Source organism: Mucilaginibacter ginsenosidivorax, from assembly GCF_007971525.1.
Taxonomy (GTDB): Bacteria; Bacteroidota; Bacteroidia; order Sphingobacteriales; family Sphingobacteriaceae; genus Mucilaginibacter; species Mucilaginibacter ginsenosidivorax.
On sequence record NZ_CP042437.1, the window covers coordinates 2066061 to 2083900 of the forward strand.

The following is a 17840-nucleotide window of genomic DNA, read 5'->3' on the forward strand; positions in this document are numbered from 1 at the left end:
CTGTTTAATAATTAACTAACACGTGGCTGGTTCATGGCTGTAAGCATGTTGCCATATATAGCGTTCAATGATCCCAGGTTTTTTGCTAAACGGCCAACTTCTTCCTTAAACTGTTTCGAATCATCTAACGACTCGTTAAAGTTGTTCATAGTTAAGGCCATGTTTTGGTAAAACTTGCTCATCGATTTTAAGTGCGCGTTTGAATCCTGTAACTCCAGCTCATAAACGGCATTTAAAGATCCTAAGTTTTTAGCCAGTTTGTTTACCTGCTCATGATAAGCTTTTGAATCTACATTGGTATCGGCCATTTCGGCTAAGTTGGCCGAAGCTTTTTCAAATGCGGCGCTCAGGTTATCGTAGCTTGCAGTTGCTGCTTTAACTTTAGTTGTAAAAGCAATGGTAGCTTCGCCGGCATCAGTTACTCTTGATATAGCGGCTACTTTATCGCCAAAAGTTCTTAAACCATCGCCCAGGCTACGTACCAGGTCCGGACCAATTTTGGCATCATCAAGCATTTTATCTAAAGCGGCTGTACTGTTGGTTGCACCAATAGCAACCGGATGCGATGATGATTTTGGCAGTTCGCCCTGGAAATCCTCATTCAGCTCAGGGTATACCCGCACCCAATCAACCTCTTTGTCTTCACGTTGTAATCCTAAAATAAAGAAAAGTATAGCCTCGGTTGTTAAACCCGCGGTAATAAACTCAGAAGCATATTTCCAGTGTTGAATTTTAAATAACAAACCGATGATAACTACCGTTGCACCGATTGAAATAATGTTTCCTATTCCAAATGGTTTTTTCTTTCCAGTTCCAGCCATAATAATCAGAAATAACTTTGTTTTTAGATTTTACGTTTATTGTTTTGTTTATCGTTTGTCTTTGATATCCCGGCCCAGGTAACTTGTTACGCAGCGGAAACCGATATATGATTTAGCGGTATCCTGGTACTCGTAGGTACGGGTAGAATTTTGAAGGAAGTAACCGATATCTTTCCATGATCCGCCACGTACAACTTTACGTTTAAGCACTTCGGGATCAGAAGATTTTGCCTCAACGGCAAAGGTTGGAGCAAGGTCATGAACAAATGTTGAAGCGGACTCGTCAAAAGCTGATGACGTCCACTCTGCCACATTGCCGGCCATGTTATATAAGCCGTAATCATTAGGGAAATAGGAACGTACATTTACGGTGTATGCACCACCGTCATCTGTATAATTACCACGGCCGGGCTTAAAGTTTGCCAGTAAACAGCCTTTTGCGTTTTTAATGTAAGGACCACCCCATGGGTAATCGGTACCTAACCTGCCACCACGGGCAGCATATTCAAATTCACCTTCGGTAGGTAAGCGATAATCGGCACGCGGAGGTAAATGTCTTGAATTTTTATAAGCTTCGTTATAACGTGTGCGCCAAACGGTAAAAGCCCTTGCCTGTCTCCAGGTAACACCTACTACCGGGTAATTGCGGAAGGCAGGATGCGAAAAATAAGCCTCGACCATAGGCTCGTTAGCTGCGTACGAAAAATCGCTTAACCAAACCAATGTATCAGGATATACGGTAACGGTATCGCGCAGAATGAAATCCGAACGCCTTGATTTTGGATCGTTACGGTGGTTTGCAGCGTCGCGCAGTACCATAAGCGCATAGTTGTATTTAAGCAGGCGTACATCCAGTTCATCGCGATCAAACACCCGGTCTTCGTTTTGGTAAAACATTCCCTGCAGTTTTGATCTGTTGCTTGCAGCTCCCTTTTTACTACTCCAAACAGGGTTCTTTTTTACATACGCCCAGTTGATGTATTTTTTACCGTTTGAGGTAGCTCCCCGGCCGCCTTTTGGCTGCAGGTAATATTTATTATCGTTTACGTAGTTGGTAATGGCAATAGAGTCACGTACCCAAAATACAAATTTTTTGTATTCGCTATTGGTAATTTCTGTTTGGTCCATAAAAAATGGAGCCTCGGTTACCTGTTTTGGCTGGGCAGTTTGCGCAAAGGTTACATCCTGATCTGTTTGGCCCATCATAAACGACCCGCCTGGTATATAAACCATTCCGTAAGGCACTTCGGCCTTAAAAGAACGCTGCGGCACCCCGGTTAGCTCGCCCCTATCGCCGCCGCCACCGCAACCACTTAACACACTACCAGCTAAAACAACTATTAAAAAGTATATCTGCTTCATTTTAAAATCAAAAATCAGTTATAAAAATATAACATTATAAGACCCCCGAATATATCAAATTTGCGTTACCGCGCCAAAAAACATTTAAATTAAGCAATAAAAAGCCCTTTTAAATGCTATGAGCATTGTTTTATTAATAAATTACAGTGCAAAAAACAATGAACTAACTAACTACTAAAGTGTAAATTAGATGTCACTAATACGCTATTAACTACCAAAAAGTTTCGAACTCGTAAATAAATTTCCTTTTTTTTATTTATTTACCAATTTACAATACTGTTCAATAGCCATTGTCATAGATGGCGCAGCAGGCGTTGGTGCAGGAATATCAAGTATTAAACCCGCTTCAAGCACAGCTTTGTGGGTTGTAGCACCAAAGGCTGCTATACGTGTATTATTCTGTTTAAAATCGGGAAAGTTTTTATAGAGGGACTGGATGCTTGAAGGACTGAAAAAGGCGATAACATCATAAAATACCTCGGCCAGGTCTGATAGATCGCTGCAAACGGTACGGAATAACACTGCCGGTGTAAAGTTGTAACCATTCTCCAGCAAAAAGCGCTGGGTTTCTTCGGCAGCTACGTCCGAGCACGGGTATAAGAATTTTTCGGCAGAATGTTTCTTTAATACTTCGGCTAAATCGGCGGCCGTTTGCTTGCCAAAAAAGATTTTGCGCTTGCGGTACTGAATATACTTTTGAAGATAAAGTGCAATTGTTTCCGACAAACAAAAGTATTTCATTTCCACAGGCACTTCAAAACGCATTTCTTCACAAATGCGGAAGAAATGGTCGGCAGAGTTGCGGCTGGTAAAAATAACCGCGGTAAAATCGCCCAGGTTAATTTTTTCCTTCCTGAAATCCTTTGCCGGTACGCCCTCAACATGAATAAATGATCTGAAATCAATTTTCAAATTCAGCTTTTTAGCCAGCTCGGCGTACGGATTTTTGTCGTTTTCGGGTTTTGATAAAGTAACTAATATACTTTTAACCTTTTTCTTTCTGTCTTCCAAGTCAATTCTTTTAACTACCTAAATCCTAATGTTTAATGCCTTTATCAAAATTAAAATAGGGCAAATTTCGAGGGCACAAAGATACGTAAATAAATAAAATTTGTGAAATCTAAAAGTAGAAATTATGTTTACGCTGCTCCTGAGATATTGCCATATAAAAATTATGATAACAATGATGAGTGTGAGGGTAAGCAATACCGGGATGTACTGAGCGCCCAATAAGCTAAAACATATCACTACCGGTAAAAAAACGAACGCTATATTAAAATAAGTAAGGTGTAGTATGTTCAGGTATTCGGTTACCAGTTTATTAATATCAAACACAAAACCCAGCAGTTTAAGTACAACAAATTTTAGCGCAAACAAAGCAATAACACCAATAGTAAGCAACACAAAAAGCCTGCTGCCGCTTACCACATAATAAACGCCTTTATAGGCTGCCAACTGGTATAAAAACAGGCTAAAAGTTAAACAGAAAAGCAAAAACAATCCCAAAAAAGCCCATAGGCTTACCACCCCATCTTCTTTGCCCGCCTGCGATAAAACGCGCTTGCTATAAAATGAATGCCATACAAAACTCACATCGCTGTTAAGGGTGATATTTAATATTGCCGTATATAGCAGCAGGCAAATAATAATTGCAATAACCCATGGGTCGCGCTGCGGGCGGCTTAGGCCATCTTTTACTTTACCTTTTGTTTTTAAATGAATATCTAAAAATCCATATCCTTTATATTGGGTGCGGGCAAGTAGGCTATCAGTAAATTCATTGGTGGTGCTTGAATCGGGCATACGGATAAAGCGCATCGCTATTGAATCGGCCACAAAAAGTTTTCGGGCCTGCATAGCGTTGGCAACAGAATCGAGCAGGGAATTACCGCCGATACCGATATGCCTGTAGGATGGAGCCTTGCGTACCGCCGCAGAATCTTGCTGGCCAAAGACGGCAAAAACAACGCAGCACATCAACAAAAAACTTAAGGCAATTAAACGCATCTAAAAATCGACCCTTTAAAATTCGCTGCAAAATTAAGGTAATAATTGGTTGTTTTGTAATGGCTGGTAATTAAAGATAAGCGTTAAATAACCACACCCGTAGCTGCCCAAAAAACCAGGAAACCCGGTTTGCTTTTTTTAACAATAATACGCCTGAGTACCCGGTTAGGGTTTGGATGAATATTAAGCACATCAATATTATGATGATCGCTTTCTGTCATGATATTCTTTTTGCCCCATTTGGCCAGGTTATGTAGCAGATAACTAAAGTTTTCATCGCCTGTAGTTATATCATTGTAGTAATCGGGCAATGTAAAATCCTTTATTTCGGTACCGTCATTATAAATCAGCTGTATCTGTAGCTGCGACGGGCCTTCTGAACTGGTAACACTTAAATACATCCCCTGGTATTTCTTCTTAGGAACATTAAAAGCAAACCCACCCTCGCCCGAAACATACCGGGCTTGTTGGCCCACACTGTCCCGGTTATTATAGTGCAGTTTAATTGCCGGATGCATGTCAGAAGCTGGTATCAGCGAATTATCAGGCAAGGCATGAGGATCTCTATTGTCGCAATAAACGGCTGCCGACATGGTGAGGTAACCGTCGCCATCGCCGTTACCATCAATACCTTTTGTCCAGCTTTTAAGTAAACCATTAAAGCAAGTGCTAACCGGGCGGGCATTTAGTAAAGTGTCTATATTGATTTGAATTGCTTTACCTGCCCGTTGCGCGTTGGCCACGGTTGAAAACAAAAGAAATGCCGTAAAAATAATAGCTGGTTTGAGGCCCATAATGTTATTGATTGGGCTAAAGATATAAAACCAATACGGAGCCTGAAGTATTTATTGGGGCAGTTTTTTTAACAACTCCTTTGCTGGCACGGCTTTAAAGCCGCCTTTATTATCGCCAACAATGAGGCTTCTGTCATTCAAAGCGGCGTTTTCAACTAATTTACGGTTAGCTCTTTTCAAGCCTTCCATAACCTTTGATGCGAATTCATCAATATTCATATTAGTATTTGCTTTCGTTATCATCGCTTTGCCTTAAAATAGTATTCCAAATATCGGCTTTAACAAACTCGTAACAGTTAAGCAGTTCGGGTAAAACGGTGTAACTTGCCGTTGTTTTACCGGCGCCATTACAGCCCGCTATGATGTATAAATTTGGCATTAATTTTTTAATAATAAAGATAGACTAAAAAAACACAATTGCAGTGTTAATACCGTTATCAGTATAATTGCCAAAACTAAGGGGTAATGTTAAAACTATTTGGTTGCCAGCAGTACTTCAACAATATCTATTACGTATAATTGATGATGCAAAACCTATTTAAAACCATTTGTTTGTTTTTAATTGCTGCAATGGCATTTAGCCAGGACTGCCCAGCCCAGGTCAAAAAAAAGAAAGCCCATTTATCGGTAAGGGATTCCCTGCGGGAAAAAGTTTTGAAGCGCGATTCGGTGATCCGTTCCTTTAAAAACGTTGATGGTTCGGTAAATATCCTGCTGGGCAAGATTGAAGATTATACCACATCATATGTTGAAACCAATTCAGATCTCGCGCGCGGTTTTGACACCTTAGAGATTAGTCAGGAATTGCCAACGTTAGAGCAGCGTATGGCCTTAATGCGTAACGCTATCGATCGTTCATCAACCCTGGGTAACCTAATTACCATCAGGGATATTATCGATCACCTGAAAGATCAGATGAACTCCTGGGAAGACCGGGTAACCATTTATAACAACCAGCTTGATGGCATACGGGCCAAAGTGTCTGACTTTAAATCGGATACCGTATTACGCAATGCCCCTGCCGACAGCAGCCTGAGGGCCAAAACCATTGCGCAGGTAGAGGATTTGGATGCCAAATGGAAAAGCCTTGATAGCGCCGCTCAAAAATCAATGATCAGGGTTGGCTTATTAGAGAACAGGGTATCGGCATTATCCATATTGCTTATCGACCTTGACGATCGGATAGATTTAAAAATTCACGAGTTTACCCTTAAAGCACTCACCAATGAGTATGGCTTTATCTGGAACCCGCATAAAAGCAAAACACCTAATGATTTGGGTACCGCTGTTACTAAAACCAGTAGGTTGGTTTACATTTTGTACGCCTACTTTATCGTCAGCAAATCCAACTATGTGGCGCACGTGGTTAACCTGTTGATACTGGTAGCATTTTTTGCCTGGATTTACAGCAGCCGCAGAAAAATTACCCGATTAAACACAGGTCATGAGGGCGTTTTTGAGCAAACCAATTATATTGTAAAGTATCCTTACCTGTCAACCTTAACAGTTTTCAGTATCATCGCGCCGTATTTGTATGACCATGCCACACAGGCATTTACACATACCATGTTTTTAATTATGATGGCAAGCATAGGTGTTTTAATTAAACACAACTGGCCCAAGCCGTTATATAAATTTTATAAAGTACTGTTTATAGCTGCTGTATTTTTCTGTATCAGTAGTTTAATGGTGATAGTAACCTATTTGGATAGAGTTATATTGCTGGTTGTTTCAGGGGTGGTTATATATTATTCGTCACAATTTCTCAAACAGCTAAAAAAAGATGGGGCGGGTTATCCGCCTTATATGGTTTTAATATCGAAGTTATTTATCGGCCTGCAGGCTTTTTCGGTATTGTTAAATATTTGCGGACGGTTTAGCCTGGCCAAAATAATATCGGTAAGCGCTACGCTGAACCTGTGCCTGGGCATGGGCTTTTATTTGCTGCTGCAGATACTGATGGAAAGTTTGTTTTTACAATTGGAGGGTAATAAAAAAGCAGGCAACAGCCTTACATCGTTTCTTGATTTTAAGGAATTACAAAAAAAATCAAAAGGCTTCCTGGTAAAAATTATTGGGATATTATGGCTGGTAGCCTTAGCCAAAAACCTTGCCATCGACGATTTTATTTACGACCAGGCCAACGATTTTTTGAATTCGCCGCACCAGGTAAGCAGCACAGCCTTCACCTTCCGCAGTATTTTGGTGTTTGTGGCCGTAATTTGGGTGTCGGGCCTGGTGGCCCGCGTTATCAGTTATTTTTATGATTTTGCAGGGCAGCAAACCAAGCTTACACCGCAGGCCAAAAAAACACGTTCCTCAATACTACTCATCCGGCTAACCGTGTTTGTAGTTGGTTTTTTTGTAGCTATAACAGCTGCAGGTATCCCAATGGATAGGGTAACCATTATAATTGGCGCATTAGGTGTAGGTATTGGCTTTGGTTTACAAAATATAGTTAATAACCTGGTATCCGGTGTGATACTGGCATTTGAAAAACCAGTACAGGTGGGCGACATCATAGAGGTGAGCGGAAAATCGGGCACCATAACCGAGATCGGTATCCGATCGAGCAAGATTGAATGCGGCGATGGATCAGAACTGATTATACCCAACGGCGACCTGATATCGCAGCATGTGGTGAACTGGACTTTGAGCAACAATAATCGCCGGGTTGAGTTGGTGATCAGGGTTGCATATGGGTCGGATGTAGCTAAAGTACAAAAGGTTTTGAACAGCGTTGTTCAGGGGCACCCTGATATTATGAAAACCCCATCACCATCTGTATACTTAAATACCTTTAGCGATTCGGCCATCGAATTTAAAGCCCTGTTTTGGGCCGAGGATATTACGAAGTGGCAAAGCCTGAAAAGTAGTGTAATGCTTGAAATATACATTGAGTTTGAAAAAGAGGGTATAGAAATACCAAAGGGGCAAAAAGAGATACAGGTTAATTTTCCGGGTGGCCTGGGCAGCCCGGTAGCGCCACCAAATCAGGCAGGCGGCGAGGCCGGTTTGCCCGCAGGGCGTTAAATTTATTGCCTTGTTAGGGGCCTAATGGATACACCGTAAACCGGGCAAATAATGTCCTGCAACTTTTTTGTGCGCAGGATAATAGGTACGCCACAAACAATAGCGAACCCTGTTATAACTATTATTTAGCGCCACAGATAATTTAAATGCTGATAACCCGCGGGGCTTATCAGCATTTTTTGGTACCGGAGCATCTGTATACTATACGCTCTTGTACACATAACTGTTGGTTGATTACAAGGGGGATTGGCTATACTAATTGAATTTGATTATGGGCGAACTAACAGCGCCAGGAAGCATGATACAATTGCTGCTTGTATACATATCTGTCAAATTATTGTATTAAAACCTTTATTATCATTTATCATTGCCTGCCTGATTTGAAAGTATTATTTTTGATAAACAAGTAGTTATAGCATATTCAAATAGTCAGTTGTTGGATATTTACATGTATAGGAATAATATTTTTCCATATAAGTACATTAAGTGTTGCACGGTTTTAATGTGCCTGGCATTATCGTGCTTGGTAAACCGGGCAGTTGCGCAACAGGCCGCCATAATACGGGGCAGCGATTTCGGCAAACATAACCAGGTATTTCTTGATGATTCCCTTTGGTTTTTCCATCCCGGCGAATTGCCTGGCCAAAACCAGTCTATAACCAGCACTGCCGGTTGGGATACCCTGCACAATACCATTTTTGGCAAAACTAATGCGCCACGGCAATGGCGGGGCATGGGTTGGTTTGGTTTATGGGTAAGGGCGGATACAGCGCTGGTAAACAAAAAACTCTTCATCAGTATTAATCATGATGGTGCTTCTGAACTATTTTTGGATGGCAAACCTATAGGTGGCTACGGAAAGGTTGGACACTCGGCACACCAAATGGAAGCTATCCGTGCACCAAGGGAACTAATACCGCTTTGGTTAGCCGATACCCGCCCTCACCTGCTTACCATCCGGTATTCAAATTTTTTTGGTGTTTACTCCAATTTCCTGGGATTCCAGCTTTCTATCGGCGATTATGTAAAACGTGCCCAAAAAACAAGCGATGGTAAACGGCTGCTTGATTATTTGCCCATGTTTGCTGCTGCGCAGTTAATATTGGGGCTTTTACATTTCCTGTTTTTCCTGTTTTACCCCAGGCAAAAGCTTAATGCCTATTATGCGCTGTTTGTATTGCTGATAGGCATCAACGGAATTGCTGTTTACCAATTTTATTTAACACCATACCCATCGATACAATACCTTGCCGATTTTACAACTTTTGCGTGCAAGGCGCTCATTATGTGGTCGGCGGTAATTTTGCTGTACGTGCTTAATTACCGCCGGGTACCACGCTGGCGCGTGGCGGCATTAACCGTCATTACGCTGTTTTATTTTACAAGTTATATTTTAACGTTTTGGGTTTTCAGGGCGGATAAATGGGATGACTATTTTTCGGTAGCCTATTTTGTGTGTATGATGGATGGGTTATGGTCGGCAGCACAGGTTATTAAAAGGGGACAAAAAGATGCATGGCTTATTGGCATTGGTGTTGGCACCATAATATTGGTTTATTTTTTTGCCTGGGATGATACGTTTTCTGTTTGGGCCTATGGGCTCAACTCCATGCGCTTGTTTGTTATGGGCGCCGGATCATTGGTACTGCCGTTTTGTTTATCACTTTACCTTGCGCTTGATTTTGCACGCACTAATCAAAATCTTACAGTAAAACTGCGGGAGGTTGAAAACCTATCAGCCCGGGCCCTTGCCCAGGAGGCCGAGAAAACTGAACTGATAGCCACAGAGGCCCGGCGACTGGAGCAAATTGTGCAACTGCGTACTGCTGAGCTAAAAGAACAGGCCGATAAACTGATGGAGTTGGATGCGGTAAAATCGCGCTTTTTTACCAATATTACCCACGAGTTTAAAACGCCGCTTACACTAATCATGAACCCGGCTAAGGAGTTATTGCATACCGCTACCGGAGATACTAATAGAAACCTCCGGCTGATTATTTCCAATGCCGAACGTTTGCTGCAGTTGATAAATCAGTTGCTTGATTTAAGCAAGGTAGAAAGCGGCCTTATGGGCATAAACCTTGCACCTGTAGATTTTGTGGCGCTTATAAGGCTGCATACGCTCTCCTACGAATCGCTCGCTTTACAAAAAGGCATTTCCCTGCATTTTAAAGCCGACCAGGATGTTTTTTGGATGCTAACCGACAGGGATAAGATGGACAAGGTAATCCTCAATATATTATCAAACGCACTAAAATTTACTGACGAAGGGACCATAGAAATTACTTTATGCCAAAATTTGGAAGCACAAACCAACACCTTTACGCTTACCATAAGGGATACAGGTAAAGGGATACCCGCCGCCAAGCTGCCGTACATTTTTACCCGCTTTTACCAGGCCGATCCGTCGGATACGCGATCGGAAGAGGGCACCGGTATTGGCCTGGCGCTTACGAAAGAGCTGGTTGAATTGATGGGTGGTCAAATAACCGCCGACAGCACCGAGGGTTTGTTTACCCTTATCCGCATTGATATGCCATACCGGGCTGCCGATGCTGTTATTGAACAGGCATCGGAGTTGGTATTCAATGAATTATTTACGCCGATGGCAACTACCGATGAGGTTTTGGTGGCCGATGAAAGCAGCCCGCTCATCCTGCTTATTGAAGACCATCCTGAACTGAGGGAATTTATACGACAATCGTTAGGTGGCCGGTACCGGCTAATTACCGCAGGCGATGGTGAGGAAGGCATAACACTTGGTTTAAAGCACATACCCAACCTGGTTATTACCGACTTGATGATGCCCAGGGTAAGTGGCTATGAAGTGAGCAAAACGCTTAAAGGAGATGAAAAAACCAGCCATATTCCGGTGATCATCCTAACCGCCAGGGCCGACGTAGACAGCCGCATCCAGGGTATAGAAACCGGTGCCGATGGTTATTTGGCCAAACCCTTCGATCAGCGGGAATTGCTCGCCTTAATCGAAAATCTAATCAATATACGCGAGCAATTACGACTGCGCTACAGTACAAGCGACCTCTGGCTTAAAAACACCATCGTTCTGCCGTCAATTGAGCAGGATTTTATAGCGAGAATACGCCAGGCTGTTGAAAGCCACCTAAATGAAGAAGGTTACAGTGCCGATCAGCTTGCCTCAGATATGGGACTTAGCCGCACGCAATTACACCGTAAATTAAAAGGCCTTATTGGCCAGGCCCCGGGCGAACTCATCCGGATTGTTCGCCTGCAATATGCGCATGACCTTTTAGAACGCCGCGTGGCAACGGTATCCGAGGTGGCATATATGGTTGGCTTTGGCAGCCCTGCCAGCTTCTCGGCCAGTTTCTCGCGCCATTTCGGCTTCGCCCCAAGCAAGGTAGTTGAGGCCTAATATTTAACTATTAATAGTAGTTTGAAGGCAAAATTGTCTCCTGAAGATAAAAATTGCAACAAAATCGAAAGCATTTGCAACATTAGCGAAAGTGAATTTTCCGAACACATATGTTTATTTGCCTTTAAAATAATTCAATAATTTACAATAAACATCTTACTTATGGAATCAATTCAAAATGCAGCTTTAAACCGTGAAGACAAATTAGAAACTACAAGGACTGCTAAGGTATACACACTAAGCGGCCCCGCTACAGAGTTATTATTGCCAGGTAGCGGAGTGGTTATAGTAGCCAACGGCAACTCAACGTTTTATGACCAATTGGAACAGGCAGTTGTTTCATTAGATACTGACAAGATTAATGATTTGGCTTACAAAAACAAATTGGCCGTTAACAAGCTCAACAAAGTATCTGACGAGGAGGCGTTGGCGGCTTTAAAAGCAGCTCCGTTTATTGTCGACCTGAATTATGGAACGAAGACAATCGCTATAAATTTATTTACCATTAAAGATGTAGAAATCACAAAGGTGCTCTTTGCTTTTTCGGGAGGAGACTTTGATGCAAATAATTTTAAATATACCGTTTATTCAGATGATGAATTAATTATTGAACCAAAGGTTATGGTTATTCTTCATCAACCACATTTATCTGAATTAGAAAAGCAGGCAGTTAATATTCCAATCGAAAGATCTTCGATGAAATTTGGAAAGGTGGGGGGCGATGATACCCAATTCGCCACGCCAGCTTTAATAACCGCTACCTTAACGCCAGGCATTTTGGTTGCAACTGTTGCGACAATAGTTGGGTCACGTTGTCTTAAGTGGTATCAGGAGGCTACAACCAACGACATACCTGCCGCCGCCTTTAAAACCTCCAATCCAACAGTAAAGGAACTGGTTTTGGCCCGTCAAAAAATTATAGCGCGCACCATTTAAAAGAAATCACTTGAAACTAAATGATTACATAGGCTTATTATTAGGCCTCATGCTGGCCAAGTATTTTATTATTTCGGTGATGAGATATTTTCCGTTTGCAAAAAATTGGATAGACAGAGCTGATACACTTACGCTTATTCCAACCTGGACCTTTTTTGCGCCGGAACCCAACAGTACCGATTATTACCTTTTTTACAGAGTTTTTTCAGAAGACTTTCAGTCTCCATGGAGATTAACTGAGTTTGGCAACAAAAGAGCCTGGTACGGTTTTTTGTGGAACCCAAACCGGCGGCATAGGAAAGCTTTCTTTGATCTCTGCCAGTTAATATTGACAGTACCCGTTGAATCTCAGGAAGAAATATTATTTGGAGTGCCTTATTTACTGGTATTAAATCATGTAAATTATTTGTGCCGCCATGACTTAGGGCAATTAATTCAGTTTACAATTGCCAGGAAGGTGCCATGCCAGGGGGATAACCTTTCACAGGTATTTATATCTAACACACATCAATTATCTTAATGCTTGTAGACTTAAGTAAATTATTCAGCCCATCTGAAGGCGGCGCCGTTATGTTAACTACTCTCTGCGTCGCCTTTACAGTTATATTTATGAGTATCGAATATTTGTACCTGATTCAAAAACGCAGATTTGATACAAATACATTTTTTTCATGGGAAATTTCGGGTGCAAGAGATGGCTGGCTGTTTACAGGGTGGCGGGCAACTTTCTTCAACTCTGTTTTTGAAGGCAACAGATTTAGGGTGATCATCATCTTACGTTTGCTACTCGCCGCTTTGATTGTAGTCAATATAGAAAATCGTTTCTTTGTAAGTTTTTGCCTGTTTGTGCTTTTTTTCATATCCTGTTTAATCAATATCAGGCACACTCATGGGCGGGACGGGGCTGATGAGATTACATTTATAATATTATTAGGTTTAGCATCTTATTATGCTATTGATAAAGGATCGCTTTTAAGATGGGTTGGGCCGGGTTTTATTATAGCACAGCTTACGTTATCTTATTTTATATCCGGAATCTATAAACTAAAATCAGGTACATGGAGGGATGGCAGCGCTGTGAAAAAAGTATTGGCTACCGTTATTTACGGTAAACCCGGTTTGCTGTTCATCTTTAAAAATAAAACGGCGGCAATATTTTTCTGTTGGCTAATTATTATCTGGGAATGTACATTTCCCCTGGTATTTTTTTTGCCTCGGCCAATATGTTTTATTTGGTTAGTATTGGGCGCTGCATTTCATATATCCATGGCATTTGTTATGGGGTTAAACACATTTCTGTTTTCGTTTCTATCAGCATACCCGTTATTTTTCCTCCTGCTTTCACAAACTCGCGTTTTGTGTTAACGTATTTCACCACTACAAACATTTGATAGGTATTATACAGATGGTATGATTATGTTATAATAACTCATTTTCGTGTGATTGCTTCAGATGGGAAGCCAAAAAGCGACTGAAAACCTCCTGGTGTAGCGCATGTTACACGGGCTTTAATGCAGCTATGCATTATAACTACCAGTTAACTACATGCCCAAATATTAAACGTGGAAAGAAATGGAACAAACTCGAAAGCATGCGCAACATGTACAAAAGTATTTTTTAACAGTGTAGGGTTTATTTGCCTCCTTACATCAACATCCACTAAAGAAAATCTACCAGTTATGAAAACACACACAAAACACATTGCATTTACCACCAAACAAAACATCATCAAACCTCTCGGACAAAATGGGAACGGAACAATATCTGCCAAATCGCTTATTTTATATCCCTTCATTTTTATGCTGCTGGTCGCTTTTACTGGTTGCGGAAAACCTTCTAACAACCCCATCCCCAATGTAATCAATATTTCGGCCTGTGCTATTACAAGCGATGTGGACCAGGCGCTTGGTGCACGTAACTTTGAATATGATGATAAAGGCCTGCTTACAAAAATGACAGGGCCCAATTATTATTACGGCCCCTTTGTACGCACTATTACTACATCTAAAGTTATAGATGCCTATCCCAGTGCCTCGGTTGACGGCCAGGGGAACCATTTTTACGGCAATATTAACATTACCTATAGTTACAGTGGCGGCAGCGGAAATATTTATGATGGTAACCCTCAATTTTTGCATCAACTGTTTTACAGCACCATATCAAACTCGTTAATGAAAACCGATTCTATGTTTCAATTCAATTATGACGATGCAAAGAAACACCTTACTACAGTACTTGCACCTGGTAACGGATCGCAGGACGCCCTGGGTTTTACGCTTTTCAGGACCGAACTCGTTTTTGCTTATGATGCCAACGACAACGTAAGCCAGGTGAAAATTATATATGATTACTCTAAAAAAACTGTTGTTTACCCATCCGGTGAAAGCCGGACAGATTATATACAAAAATCTGACGAAACACTTAATATTACTTATGACGACAAACCTTCGCCATACACCGCTATCACCAAATATTGGAAATTTATAGGCAACGATTTTGGCGGCTATGGCGCATACAACCTGGATAAGCTTCGTTTTTGGTTAGGTCGTTGCGCAATCCTAAGCAAAAACAACCCAATCAAAATTACCGGCAAACTGATAACGGTTGGCGGCCAGCCGGCAGCTACCATTAACTCAACCATTACCTACCAGTACAACGACAAGAATTTCCCGGTTAGCATGGCACTTGATGGCTCGGGCATAAACGCTTTTACTTACAACTGCAAATAGATTTCGTTTAACGCACCGCTGTCACATAAATAACCACAGCGTATTGTATCATCTTGTAAATTATTTGACATAATGGCAAATATATTTCTCTATTAAGCGACCATCCTGCTGATAATTTACGCCTGGGTTAATTATGCAACAAAATCAAAAGGATATGCAACAAACTCGAAAGAATTTTTCAGCCAATTTATGTCCCTTTGATTTCCTGGAAAGCTTTAGTATTAAAGAACAAACCTACTACCTATGAAAAAAACTTTTAAATCGGAAATTTACCGCTTTGCGGCGGGTACTTTAAAACTTATAAAAATAGCTGCATTTGCTGGCATCCTGCTTTTCGCCGGCTGTGGTAAAGAGTCGGCCCCGGCAACCAAAACAGACAACGGAACTGGGACCGGAACCGGAACCGGAACGGGAACGGGTACTGGTACCGGAAGCGGAAGCGGAAGCGGAACCGTAGTTGATACTCTTACCCCCAGCAAAATTGCTGTAACTGTTTTAGATGATGAAGTAAATACCTTTATGACCACTTATAACGTGCCGTCAGTATCTGTGGCCATCACCAAAGGAGAAAAATTGGTTTACCTGAAAGCGTACGGCACCAGCGATAAATCTAACGGCACCAAGGCGATGATCAGCGATCGTTACCGTTTAGCCAGCCTTTCAAAACAGTTCACGTCGGTGGCTATTATGAAATTGCTTGATCAGGGTAAAATAAAGCTGGACGACAAAGTATTTGGCGATGGTGCTTTATTGGGTAAAACCTATGGTACAAAAGCCTACGGTGCGCACATTACCGATATTACTGTTGATGAACTGCTGCATCATACATCCGGAGGCTGGGGTAATACAGTTAACGACCCAATGTTCAGTAACCCGGGGATGACAGCGGCACAACTCATCACCTGGACCTTAGATAACCGCCCGCTTGACCATGTACCAGGCACAAACTACGACTACTCCAACTTTGGCTATTGCATATTAGGCCGCGTGATAGAAAAAATTACCAGTCAAACTTATGAAGAAGCTGTAAAAACATTGGTGTTAACACCAATAGGAATTACCGATATGACGATTGGCGGTAACACGTTTGTCCAGAAACTACCTAAAGAAGTTACTTATTACGGCCAGAGTGGCGAAGACCCCTATGCCTACAACATCAGCAGAATGGACTCGCACGGGGGATGGGTTGCCACAGCTGCCGACCTGGCCAGGTTCCTGGTATATATTGATAAATTTCCGGTACGAACAGATATTCTTTCTTCAACAGCGTTGACAACCATGTATACAGGCTCGACAGCTAATGCGGCTTATGGATGCGGATGGGCTATTGCCGGCAAAAACTATTTTCACCAGGGAAGTTTACCCGGTACAGCCACAGAGCAGGCCCGGCTGGATAACGGGTTTAACTTTGTGATTTTGACCAATACACGCAGTTTTAAAGTCAATTTTGACAATGACTTAGACCAGATATTCTGGAAAGCTTACGCCAAAAATCCAACCTGGGCCACTGATGACTTATTCATTAAATAAAATCGGAGATGAATAAAGTTAGAATATTATACAACATAAATTTTTGGCTATTAATGTTTTTCACAAACATAGCGGCTTTTGCACAGGATAAAAATGAAACCGGGCGGCTTGCCGCAACTAATGAAAACCATCAACTACTTACAAGCATTACCGGCTCATGGATATTTACCGGAAAGCATACTTTCGCAGGTAGTAAACATAAACCCATTGAATTTGCCGGCAGTATGGTAAGAAAGGCATTGTGGGATAACCGGTACTTTACATCGGAAGTTACCGGCCAGGATATCCCTATGCCTTGGTCGAACGGAAAGTTGGTTACTTTACATGAAATGACTACTGAAGGATACGATAATGTGAAAGGAAAATTTATAAGCGCCTACATTAACAATGAATTTGAAACAGGTATTATTCTGTTGGAGGGCAGCTACGACCCCGGCACAAAGATAATTACCTATGATGGCGAAACGCTATCTCCTCCAAGAGGCGATGCGCCTGCCGGTGCCATGCGCAAATTTCATGTGCTTCTTAAATTTATAAATGATAGTCATTATACTCTTGAATGGCATGAAAGCATTGGTGGAAAAGAACTTTTTGATACCGTGCTAAATTTTACCCGGCAATAAACAGTAAACCTTTAAATAAAACACGATCATGAAACGCAATACTTTCCTTCAAATACTCTCTGTAACAAGCGCTGTTTTAGCCAGCCCGGTTAGCCTAATTGCCAAAAGTTATACCATGCTCAGAGAAAAGGCCGGCTATAAAATAGATGCCGGGACCGATCGCTTTCAGAAGCCTATCAACCTGTTTGATGGAGATACGTTTTACACCAAAGTATCCACCAAAGACACCGATGGCGATTTATACGTGTATGAATCATCACGCGTAAAAAAAGGAGGACCAAACCTCCATCTTCATTATAACCAGGATGAATGGTGGTACATTTTAGAAGGTGAGTTTGTGATAAAAGTGGGCGATAAAATGCACCATGTTAAGCCGGGCGATAGCGTGTTTGGCCCGCGTGGAGTGCCGCATGCATTTTCGAAGGTTGGAGAAGGTGTAGGGCGTATGCTCACTACATTCCAGCCGGCTGGTAAAATGGAAGAGTGTTTTATAGCCATAAGCGAAGGACAAATGAAAGGCAAACCCGAAGCCGAGCAGGACGAATTCAGGAAACAACACGGCTTTGAGCGGGTTGGGCCGCCAATTGACATACTGAAAGCCTTTTAATTAC

The 17840-nt window shown here is 41.8% G+C and carries 15 protein-coding genes; 7 read left to right on the forward strand and 8 right to left on the reverse strand.

Going from position 1 to position 17840, the window contains the following annotated elements; genetic code table 11:
* Positions 1-11 precede the first annotated feature (11 nt).
* The 7 genes from porL to FSB76_RS08725 form a co-directional block, all read right to left on the reverse strand.
* Entirely contained in the window at positions 12-821 is an 810-nt protein-coding gene (porL, locus tag FSB76_RS08700) for a type IX secretion system motor protein PorL/GldL (RefSeq protein WP_147053204.1), read from the reverse strand.
* Positions 822-869: 48 nt separating this feature from the next.
* Positions 870-2183 carry a T9SS ring complex lipoprotein PorK/GldK gene (gene porK, locus FSB76_RS08705; RefSeq protein WP_147053205.1) on the reverse strand — a complete coding sequence of 438 codons (1314 nt, stop codon included), beginning with the start codon at positions 2181-2183 and terminating at the stop codon, positions 870-872.
* Between the two features lie 252 nt (positions 2184-2435).
* Positions 2436-3200, reverse strand: a complete 765-nt coding sequence (locus FSB76_RS08710; protein WP_090642486.1) for a uroporphyrinogen-III synthase — start codon at positions 3198-3200, stop codon at positions 2436-2438.
* A 12-nt stretch (positions 3201-3212) separates the two neighbouring features.
* Positions 3213-4190 (reverse strand): DUF4271 domain-containing protein, encoded by a 978-nt coding sequence (locus FSB76_RS08715; protein ID WP_147053206.1) that lies wholly within the window; start codon positions 4188-4190, stop codon positions 3213-3215.
* Between the two features lie 83 nt (positions 4191-4273).
* A complete protein-coding gene (locus tag FSB76_RS08720) occupies positions 4274-4984 on the reverse strand; it encodes a hypothetical protein (RefSeq protein WP_147053207.1) in 711 nt (236 codons plus the stop codon).
* Positions 4985-5035: 51 nt separating this feature from the next.
* Entirely contained in the window at positions 5036-5203 is a 168-nt protein-coding gene (locus tag FSB76_RS32350; protein ID WP_192910140.1) for a hypothetical protein, read from the reverse strand.
* A gap of 1 nt (position 5204) precedes the next feature.
* Positions 5205-5363, reverse strand: a complete 159-nt coding sequence (locus FSB76_RS08725; RefSeq protein ID WP_225976455.1) for a hypothetical protein — start codon at positions 5361-5363, stop codon at positions 5205-5207.
* Between the two features lie 143 nt (positions 5364-5506).
* Here FSB76_RS08725 and FSB76_RS08730 point away from each other — a divergent pair, with 143 nt between their 5' ends.
* The 3 genes from FSB76_RS08730 (at position 5507) to FSB76_RS08740 (ending at position 12347) form a co-directional block, all read left to right on the forward strand.
* Entirely contained in the window at positions 5507-8017 is a 2511-nt protein-coding gene (locus FSB76_RS08730; protein ID WP_147053208.1) for a mechanosensitive ion channel family protein, read from the forward strand.
* 502 nt (positions 8018-8519) lie between these two features.
* The gene (locus tag FSB76_RS08735; RefSeq protein WP_158642867.1) at positions 8520-11411 is read left to right on the forward strand and encodes an ATP-binding protein; all 2892 of its coding nucleotides are present in this window, start codon (positions 8520-8522) and stop codon (positions 11409-11411) included.
* Positions 11412-11573: 162 nt separating this feature from the next.
* Entirely contained in the window at positions 11574-12347 is a 774-nt protein-coding gene (locus tag FSB76_RS08740; protein ID WP_147053210.1) for a hypothetical protein, read from the forward strand.
* Between the two features lie 635 nt (positions 12348-12982).
* Here the strand turns inward: FSB76_RS08740 and FSB76_RS08745 are convergent.
* The gene (locus FSB76_RS08745) at positions 12983-13207 is read right to left on the reverse strand and encodes a hypothetical protein (protein WP_147053211.1); all 225 of its coding nucleotides are present in this window, start codon (positions 13205-13207) and stop codon (positions 12983-12985) included.
* Between the two features lie 819 nt (positions 13208-14026).
* On the opposite strand from FSB76_RS08745, the gene FSB76_RS08750 reads away from it, so the two are divergent.
* The 4 genes from FSB76_RS08750 (at position 14027) to FSB76_RS08770 (ending at position 17836) form a co-directional block, all read left to right on the forward strand.
* Complete coding sequence (locus tag FSB76_RS08750) at positions 14027-15076, forward strand: hypothetical protein (RefSeq protein ID WP_147053212.1); 1050 nt, start codon at positions 14027-14029, stop codon at positions 15074-15076.
* 243 nt (positions 15077-15319) lie between these two features.
* A complete protein-coding gene (locus FSB76_RS08760; RefSeq protein WP_158642868.1) occupies positions 15320-16606 on the forward strand; it encodes a serine hydrolase domain-containing protein in 1287 nt (428 codons plus the stop codon).
* A 53-nt stretch (positions 16607-16659) separates the two neighbouring features.
* On the forward strand, positions 16660-17229 hold the full coding sequence (locus tag FSB76_RS08765) for a DUF1579 family protein (protein ID WP_158642869.1): 570 nt from the start codon (positions 16660-16662) through the stop codon (positions 17227-17229).
* A gap of 28 nt (positions 17230-17257) precedes the next feature.
* Entirely contained in the window at positions 17258-17836 is a 579-nt protein-coding gene (locus FSB76_RS08770) for a cupin domain-containing protein (RefSeq protein WP_147053216.1), read from the forward strand.
* Positions 17837-17840: the final 4 nt, after the last annotated feature.